The sequence below is a fragment of the Acinetobacter sp. ANC 4558 genome, assembly GCF_002135375.1.
Lineage (GTDB): Bacteria > Pseudomonadota > Gammaproteobacteria > Pseudomonadales > Moraxellaceae > Acinetobacter.
Genome location: NZ_NEGH01000028.1, coordinates 1 through 7,595, shown reverse-complemented (window position 1 = coordinate 7,595; position 7,595 = coordinate 1). Strand labels below are relative to the sequence as shown.

The 7,595-nt window shown below is 38.6% G+C and carries 8 protein-coding genes; all 8 read left to right on the top strand.

Annotated features, from left to right (window positions below; translation table 11 throughout):
- Positions 1-223: 223 nt before the first annotated feature.
- Positions 224-850 (top strand): hypothetical protein, encoded by a 627-nt coding sequence (locus B9T31_RS17620; RefSeq protein ID WP_086183231.1) that lies wholly within the window; start codon positions 224-226, stop codon positions 848-850.
- A 4-nt stretch (positions 851-854) separates the two neighbouring features.
- Positions 855-1,391 carry a hypothetical protein gene (locus tag B9T31_RS17615; protein ID WP_086183230.1) on the top strand — a complete coding sequence of 179 codons (537 nt, stop codon included), beginning with the start codon at positions 855-857 and terminating at the stop codon, positions 1,389-1,391.
- Between the two features lies 1 nt (position 1,392).
- A complete protein-coding gene (locus tag B9T31_RS17610; RefSeq protein WP_228146087.1) occupies positions 1,393-1,728 on the top strand; it encodes a hypothetical protein in 336 nt (111 codons plus the stop codon).
- A gap of 93 nt (positions 1,729-1,821) precedes the next feature.
- Complete coding sequence (locus B9T31_RS17905) at positions 1,822-1,983, top strand: hypothetical protein (RefSeq protein WP_171264774.1); 162 nt, start codon at positions 1,822-1,824, stop codon at positions 1,981-1,983.
- A gap of 64 nt (positions 1,984-2,047) precedes the next feature.
- The gene (locus tag B9T31_RS17605) at positions 2,048-6,274 is read left to right on the top strand and encodes a tape measure protein (RefSeq protein ID WP_086183229.1); all 4,227 of its coding nucleotides are present in this window, start codon (positions 2,048-2,050) and stop codon (positions 6,272-6,274) included.
- A 42-nt stretch (positions 6,275-6,316) separates the two neighbouring features.
- The gene (locus B9T31_RS17600; protein ID WP_086183228.1) at positions 6,317-6,793 is read left to right on the top strand and encodes a hypothetical protein; all 477 of its coding nucleotides are present in this window, start codon (positions 6,317-6,319) and stop codon (positions 6,791-6,793) included.
- Entirely contained in the window at positions 6,794-7,276 is a 483-nt protein-coding gene (locus B9T31_RS17595) for a DUF1833 family protein (protein WP_086183227.1), read from the top strand.
- On the top strand, positions 7,276-7,595 hold a 320-nt coding region (locus B9T31_RS17590), incomplete at its 3' end, for a hypothetical protein (protein ID WP_086183226.1). The genes B9T31_RS17595 and B9T31_RS17590, both read left to right, overlap by 1 nt.

Sequence of the window (7,595 nt, the reverse complement as noted above, 5' to 3'; positions counted from 1 at the left end):
CGTACATATGAAACTGGTGTTGCTTTACCTTTAGACAGTAGCATGATTGAAGCTTACTTAAATCTTCATGATGCGCCGTGTGAAATGCATATTTTTGTTGATAGTATTTTTGTCCTGGATAATCTGTTTTTAGACAAGGTTCATAAAAGAAGCCAATGAGTGATTGGTTTCTTTTTCTCATATTTTTTAGTATCTTGATGTGATTCTAAGAGGGTGAAGTATTATGAGAAAAATATTAGGGTTGTGTTTGATTATGGGGTTGGGGTTGAGTGGGTGTGCTGAAAAGAAGGATGATAACAAGAATAATAATGGTTCCGCGACACAAGATGTTAAGCACAGTAATACAACAATTGCTGTTGATGCTGTACCAAACACAAAGCCAGATGTTGAGCCAGCAAAACCAATCTCTAATTGGAGTTATAATCAAAAAACTGATGAAATGAGGGGTACTAAAACTAAATTTGCTTCCATTTCATCAGACAATCAAGTGCAATTTGATTTCCCGTATAATGGAGGGTCGTATCTTGATATAACTTTAAGAAAGAGGTCGGCGGAACCAACGGAAATAATGTTCACTATCAATGATGGGCAATATTCATGTGATACTATTTCTGATAGCTGTTTTGCATCTGTAAAGTTTGATAATGGAGATATACACAATATTGAACTAAGCAGTACAACAGATTATTCTAGCGATGTGTTGTTCATATCACATGATTACGATGTAGATACTTTTATTAAGTCACTAAAAAAATCCAAAAAATTGATCATTGAGCTGCCCTTCTATCAAGAAGGAAAGAAACAATTCAGCTTCACTGTTTCAGAGATAAATTGGGGTAAAGGTGAATAACATTATGAAAAGCATTGTTAAAATTATTTTAGGCATTCTTGCCGTAGCATGCATTGTCATAGCATTTAATTATATTAATCTTCAGCGTCATATGAGCTCAGTATTAAAAGAAGATCCTAGAAATAAAGGTGTCAGAGTTTGGGTTCATTACAAATGGTTTGTAAATCCAACTGAGCTTAAATATGATTTTCGCAGTATGACTGGGGAAAATAGTTCCCTTGACGTCAATCGGGTAATGCTACAGTTTGCTGAAAAAATCAAAGATAAGCAGTTCAATAAAGTCTATCTTGGTTACAAAGGTGAGGATAAGTTCTATTTTAAAGGTGATTTTTTCCAAAACCTTGGCAAAGAATATGGATTGCAGAATCCAGTTTACACATTGCGAACTATGCCTGAAAATGTTTATTTGTTAAATGGTGAGCATGCATACGGGGTGTGGGATGGTGGCTGGCTTGGTGTTATGAATAAACAGATGGAAGATTTGAATACATTTGCAAAAGATTGGTATTTAGATGGTGTTATTAAGGATATGAGCAATTAATATGAAAATGATATTAATAGGGGTAGTTTGTTGTTTTATGTCGGTTGGGGTTTTTGCTAAAGCAACACCCTCAAAAGAAAAGATTGAATTCTGTGAGATTAATTCCAATTATGCAAAATCAGTTATGCGAAACAGGCAAAATGGTGGAAATATTTCAGATTCTTTGAAAATTGTTGAAAAAAATGTGAAAAATCAAGATATAAAAGGATTTTACATCGCCATAATTAAGGATGCTTACAAGCAACCAATATGGGGAAGTGGAAAAAATAAGATTGAAGCAGAAACTGAATTTGGGAATGAGCTTTTTTTAATTTGTTTAGATAATTTTGAAGAGTAAAATCTTAAAGCACCCTAGGGTGGACGTAAGTAAAGCTAAGAACCTCCCTCGGGAGGTTTTTTATTACCTCAAAAAAGCAATAAGTAAGAATCTATGACTAAGTTTACCAAAGGTAAAGTAAAAATACATCCACAAGAGGGCGTAGAAATGGAAGGAAATTTGTCACCATATTTAAGGTTTTGTATTGGAACAGCAATTTTATTGTTTGCAGCGAGTCCATTTTTATTGGCTTTGTCTTATTTTTTGAACAATTAATGTAGATAAGCATTTGAATCAGTAGCGCCTAAAGGGCGTTTTTTTACGTCTAAAGGAAAGCGAAATGACAGAACAAAAGAGTCGTTTAGTTGTTGAGATTAGCTCAGAGCAAGCTAAGCGTAATGCTGAGTTATTAAATCAAGAGCTTGATAAATTATATGAAAAAGGTAATAAATCGAGCGTTTCATCTGCTGCTTTAAGTAAAGAATTAAAAACAACAGGCGAGTCAGCGAAATCACTTGGTGAATCCACTTCTAAAACGACTAAGGATTTAGCGCAGCAAGAATCACAGCTGAATAAGAATGGTTCTGCTGTGATGCAACTGGCGAAGTATGTAGCTGGTTATCTAACCATTAGTAAAGCAATTTCTATGGCTGATGGTTATACACAAATGGCTGCACGTATCCGAAATGCAACCACAAGTACGCAAGAATATAACTTAGTTCAAGACCGCTTGCTGTCTACCGCAAATACAACCTTTCGTGCGCTCTCAGAGGCACAGGAGGTTTACTTGTCGATGTCAGGTGGAATGAAGTCATTGGGTTATAGTATTTCTGAAACACTGGATATGACAGATTCACTTTCATTTGCCTTTACTGCAAATGCGACTCGTGCCGATCAAGCTCAATCAGCAATGGATGCGCTATCTAAATCGATGGCAAAAGGAAAAGTCGATGCAGATGCATGGATCTCGATTGTGACGGGTGCAGATAATGTCATTGCTGATATGGCCAAAACTACAGGACGTTCTGAATCTGAAATTAGACAATTAGGTGCTACAGGAAAAATATCTTTAACGGAATTGATTAAAACACTCATTCAGACCAAGGATGCAAATGAAGCTTTAGCCAACAACATGGAGAACTCATTTGCGGATGGTATGCAAAAGCTATCTAACGCCGTGACTGTGTATCTTGGAAAAACAAACGAATCAACCAGTGCTACAGGAATGTTGGCAGCAGCACTCGGTACGTTGGCTGATAATTTAGATACCGTTTCTAATGTGGCCATATTGGGTGGTGTTGCTTACTTAACCAAGGTTATTGCAACACAAACGCTTGCGGTTAGAGCATCTATACTGGCAAGCATCAATAAACGAAACGCTACGATTGCTGAATTGGAGTCGCAAGTTCGTTTATCTGCAGTAGAAGTGCAGCGCACACGTCAAGTTACAGCATTGGCAGCTACAGAGCTTCAATTAGCGAGAGTTGAATACAATGCTGCACTTACACGCAATGAACGAGCAGCTGCAACGATACGCTTAACACAAGCTGAGATTGCCCATAACCTTGCAATGAAACAAACAACCATCGCAACAACTGCACAGACTGCAGCTCAAAATGCATTAAATACAAGTCAAGCAATAGGTTCCAGATTATTCAATTTAGTCGGTGGTGGTGTTGGCGTATTAACAATTGGTGTTGCTGCTTTAGCTGCAGGCTATATGTATATGCAAAATCGAGCTGCTGAAGCCAATAAAAAACTGGAAGAACAAGCGTCTGTTGCTAAGAAGGCAAAAGAGGAATTGCTGGCTCTCAAAGGTCTTGAGAAAGATGATGCAATCGACAAGATGACAGCATCTTTTAAACTTCAAAATGAAGCGTTAGCAGAATCAAGCACCCAGATTAATATTCAACTTACTGCAATTAAGCGTTTATATGCAGGAAATAAAGATATTGTTCAAGTCGTTGAGGATGCACAGAACGGCACAATCAGTATGACTGATGCTGTAAAGAAATTTAATGAATTACGGATTAACAAGGATGTTTATAATTCTTTTAAAGCGCATTCAACCGAGTTTGTGAAAAATGCCACGGAAGCCAAAAACACAAAAGAAAAGCTTAATTTGCTTGGTTTTGAGTTTGAATTAACAGGACGTAAAGCTCAAACAAGCGTTGTTGGCATTGATGCCAATAGTAAGAGCTTCACTGAAAATGAAAAGGCTGTTAAGAGTGCAGCACAAGCACAGAAAGATTATCGTGAATCTTTATATGACAGGGAATTTGATGCTGTTTTTACGAGGCAATTATTAGCGAAGAATCTCACAGAAGAGCAGATCAAAGTTCTTTTAGAGGCAGCGAAATGGGCTCGAAAGAATAATGTGAAATTTACCAATGAATTGGCACAAGAAGCACTTCGAGTACATGCGATTGAGCAAAAAAATAATAAGACGATAGAGGACCGAAATAAGTTACTTAAAGCAACGACGGATGAACTTGCAAAGCAACAAAAGGTCTTGCAAGTAAATGCTAAAGTTCAAGCACTTTCAGCCAAGCATAATATATCCACGAAAGCTGCAGCTGCTGGAATTCCAAATGGTTTAATTGAAGCCATAATTATGCAGGAAAGTAAGGGTGATAAAAATGCCGTTGGTCCTGTTACTAAGAATGGACAGAGGGCTAGAGGTTTAGCCCAATTTATGCCTGCAACTGCGAAACAATATGGTGTTAATGTTTTTGATGAAGAGTCAAGTATTAATGGCATGATCAAATATATGTCCGCACTTATTAGACAGTTTGAGGGTGATATTGATAAGGCAATCATGGCCTATAATGCTGGTCCTGCAAATGTACAAACTGGTAAAGCTTACGGTTTTAAAGAAACGAAAGACTATCTAGCCAATGTTAAAGCTTATACTGCAGGTGTTAATGGCTATGCTGGTTCATCTAAAGATTTTGATGATGTATTAAAAGCTGCTGAAAAAACCTTAGAGGAGCAAGCTCAGTCTAGAAAAGTGATTGAACTTGAGGTTGCTGATGAGATCACCAAAATTCGAGAGAACTTAAAGGATAAGATACTTGAGATTGATAGGGCTGGATTTACACCTGAAAATGCATTGAAACTTAAGGAAGAGTTTCAACGCCGTGCCGATAACGATATCGCAATCGCTGAGTATGCTTTAAAGACTAAGCTTGATGATTATGCAGATTTCCAGAAGTCAGAAGCTGAATTACTTGAAAAGAGTTTTGCACAGAAGAAATTTGCTGCAAGTCGTGATTTAGAGCTGACCAAGGAAGAGCGTGATGAAGCGGTTGTTTTACTTAATCAGCAATTATTGCAGGAAAAAGGATTGCTTGAACTGGCTAAAGCACAGCGTTTATTTCAAATTCGTGCACAGTCAATGTCTGAAATACAAGCATTAGAGGAACGCTATAAGTTCGAAGAAGACAAAATAGCACTTATTGACAATATAGAGGAGCGTAATTATGAACGACAAATGCTTCGGCTTGAGAAACAAGCTGAAATAGAAAGGCTTTTAATAGATTCATCTGCACAGTGGGGGCAGATGGAAGCTGAAATGCGCGGAACAACGGGTTATATGCAAATTGAACAGACGCGCAGAAGTCGTTCTGGCACATCTGAGCGACTTTATAATGCCAGTGTTGCAAACATCAATATGAATGAACAATCTACCTTAGGTGGAGCGCAAACTCAGCTTGATGACGGTCTAATATCAATACAAGAGTTTGAGGATCGGAAAACCGCAATTATCCAAACAGCATTAGATGATCGAAAAAAAATGCATGATGAGTACGCCAACCGACAAGTTGATATTGAACAAGCTTACCAACAAGAAACTCTTAATCTTCAATTGACTCAAGCTCAACAATTGACTGGCTCATTTGCCAATATGTTTGGAGGTATCTTGGGTGAGAGTTCTAATGCATATAGAACGATGTATGCAATGCAACAAGGATTTGCAATTACTCAGGCAGGGATCAATATGTGGACATCCGCATCGGAAGCCTACGCAAAGTCAACAAGTCCGACTATTTGGGGAAGAATGGCAGATGCAGGTAAAGCGATTTTAGATCAAGGTACATTCTTGGCTATGATCCAATCCATTACACCGCGTGGCTTCTCCGACGGCGGATTCACAGGTTTAGGCGGTAAGTTTGATCCAGCTGGTATTGTGCATAAAGGCGAGGTTGTTTGGTCGCAGGACGATATCAAACGTTGGGGTGGTGTGAATGTTGTCGAAGCCATGCGGACATCTAGACCATCGGGCTATTCAGATGGTGGTTTAGTCTCAACGAAAGATACACGCCGTGTGGGTTCTGGTGTTGCGGATGCGGTTAAATCAGGAGATGAAAGTTTTGCATTAAAAGTGATTATCAATAATGCACCTGAAGGCACAACAGCAGAGCGAGGAGCTGATGGCAATTTGTATGTCACGATTCCACAGGTTAAGCAGATGATTAAGGAGTCTTGGGGAAATCTAGGTCAGGCAGGTTCTTTTGAATCCAAGCAAGTGTCTCGAAACTTCGATACTCGAAAGAGACTCGGATAAATATAAACCACCTTCGGGTGGTTTTTTTAATGGGTGCAAGTTATGCATAAATTACTTTACTGCTCCACTCAATCGGGCTATTCAGCCCAATTGGGTGATGGTGTTATTTCACAAGAGTTAGATGGTGGTGCACCAAGATTTCGCCGTGCATTGAAAGGTAGCTATCACACCGCATCCGTGCAGTGGGTGGTTCAAGAAGAAGGCTATCAATATCTAATGGCTTTTTATCGAGTATGGGCTAGAAATCCAAGTCAGCGGTTCTTGGCAAAGCTGTGTATCGATAGTCCAGTAGTAGAAGATTATCAGTGTTATTTTTCAGGTAGTCCAAGGCTCACCAGTAAAGAAGCAGGGATTTATACCGTTACTGCCGAATTTCGTGTGAAGCCGTTAAATACTGATCCAAATTTAGATAATTCAATTGTTAATGCAGGTGACAAAGGTGTAGATCTAAATGATCTTACAAATCCACTTGAAATACTGGTTAATGAAAGCTTACCAAAAGCTGTAGGAAAACTTTAAATGGATTACACCTCATTCTTTTTAAACAGCTCTGGTGGCGTGGTTCAGCTTGAATGCATTGAAATATCACATCCAAGTTTCACTAAAACCTTTCGGTATGTTCGAAATGATGAGGATGGGGTAAAAATCGGTAAAGATGTTTATCAGTATCAACCAATGTCAATTAAACGTGCCAATGTTACCAATGATTTAGAACAGCGTTTCTCGATCACCTTAGCGGATATGGAAGATGAATTTTCAGATGCCATTGATAACATTCACCAATCAGCCAGTCCGCGCGTTAAACCTAAATTAGTGCTTAAGATGTATCGAGATGATGATTTATCTGCACCTATGAACGAAATACAAACCTTAGAAATCGCAACGATTTCAGGGGATAGCACTGGACTGGTGACGTTTGAAGCACAAGCACCTGAATTAAACGCTGTTAAAACTGGTCGGCTTTTTACCTTTGAAGATTATCCGCTGCTTAGGGGGATTTAATGTCTATCGATAATTTATTAGATCGCACATGGACCAGAGATTACACCTGTAATGAATTTGCGTGTGAAGCATGGAAGCAGATTACAGGCAAAGATTTAAGTAAGCGAATTTATAAAGCGTTAAGTGGTAAAGGTCGATTTAAACGATTAGAGGAACCCATTTCGCCGTGCATTGTCTATTTTAAAAATAGCGATACAAGCCCTACACATGTGGGGCTTTTTTATTGCGACAAACTTTTGCATTTGACCTCAAGAGGTGTGCAATTCGTACCGCTTGAGGTGGTGGCGATGCACTTTAGGGAAGTGAGATTTTACACATG

Coding starts and splice junctions, on each gene's coding strand:
- B9T31_RS17620 (WP_086183231.1), top strand. CDS start 224: ATGAGAAAAATATTAGGGTTGTGTTTGATTATGGGGTTGGGGTTGAGT.
- B9T31_RS17615 (WP_086183230.1), top strand. CDS start 855: ATGAAAAGCATTGTTAAAATTATTTTAGGCATTCTTGCCGTAGCATGC.
- B9T31_RS17610 (WP_228146087.1), top strand. CDS start 1,393: ATGAAAATGATATTAATAGGGGTAGTTTGTTGTTTTATGTCGGTTGGG.
- B9T31_RS17905 (WP_171264774.1), top strand. CDS start 1,822: ATGACTAAGTTTACCAAAGGTAAAGTAAAAATACATCCACAAGAGGGC.
- B9T31_RS17605 (WP_086183229.1), top strand. CDS start 2,048: ATGACAGAACAAAAGAGTCGTTTAGTTGTTGAGATTAGCTCAGAGCAA.
- B9T31_RS17600 (WP_086183228.1), top strand. CDS start 6,317: ATGCATAAATTACTTTACTGCTCCACTCAATCGGGCTATTCAGCCCAA.
- B9T31_RS17595 (WP_086183227.1), top strand. CDS start 6,794: ATGGATTACACCTCATTCTTTTTAAACAGCTCTGGTGGCGTGGTTCAG.